The 664-nt window shown below is 46.8% G+C and carries 1 protein-coding gene; it reads right to left on the bottom strand.

The features are described from left to right. Positions 1 to 86 precede the first annotated feature (86 nt). Complete coding sequence (locus ACOCD2_RS24430; protein WP_305801988.1) at positions 87 to 440, bottom strand: hypothetical protein; 354 nt, start codon at positions 438 to 440, stop codon at positions 87 to 89. Between the last annotated feature and the right edge of the window lie 224 nt (positions 441 to 664).

Below are 664 nucleotides of genomic sequence, written 5' to 3'. Positions count from 1 at the left end.
TCCTTTATAGTCAATTGCTTAGCTATAAATTATACCCAGCTCACCAGGAATTTCCCAGCAACTTCTCGATGTTTTTTTACGTTAATTCAATAGGTTGGCATTTTTGGATGGACACTATGTAGCTCTATAGCGCGCACACTGCTTGACAAGATTGGCAAGACATCCTCGTTCTTGCCATCCCGTTTCCAGCTTTCGAGAAGCCGCTCAATAGCGGGCAGAAGGAAATCTCCTTCACCAAACGACGGCTCCAGCAATCGTGATTTATGCAAAGGGCGGTCACTCGTATATCCAGCAAGGTCAAGGATGAATTCCACCACCTCACGGCGTGTATAGATCGCTCCGCGCTCTTCCACTCCAGAGCTGGATAAAATGGAAACTGCCTCAGTGATTGGGCAGCGTGTTGGTAATGATGGTTGGTGCTGGAGTGCATCAGCAGACATCATCTTTCCTCCCTATTACCCGCATGTCGCTCCGGAGGCTCCTGCACGGGTTTGTCTAATCTGGGTGCGCGGGGTTTGACTGCCGTTAACCTCACCCGTAATTCTTTAGTTCTACTTTGTCATATTCCAAATTGCATAAATGGCAGGGCGAGGATATAATGCAACATATTGTTTTGAAAGGATAATTCATGATTATTTCCTGAAAGTACCTGCACCCCCTTCGA

The organism is Thiolapillus sp., assembly GCF_048562965.1.
GTDB classification, from domain to species: Bacteria; Pseudomonadota; Gammaproteobacteria; order Chromatiales; family Chromatiaceae; genus Thiolapillus; species Thiolapillus brandeum_A.
Note: the sequence above shows the minus strand (reverse complement) of the source record. Positions and strands in the feature narration are given on the sequence as shown.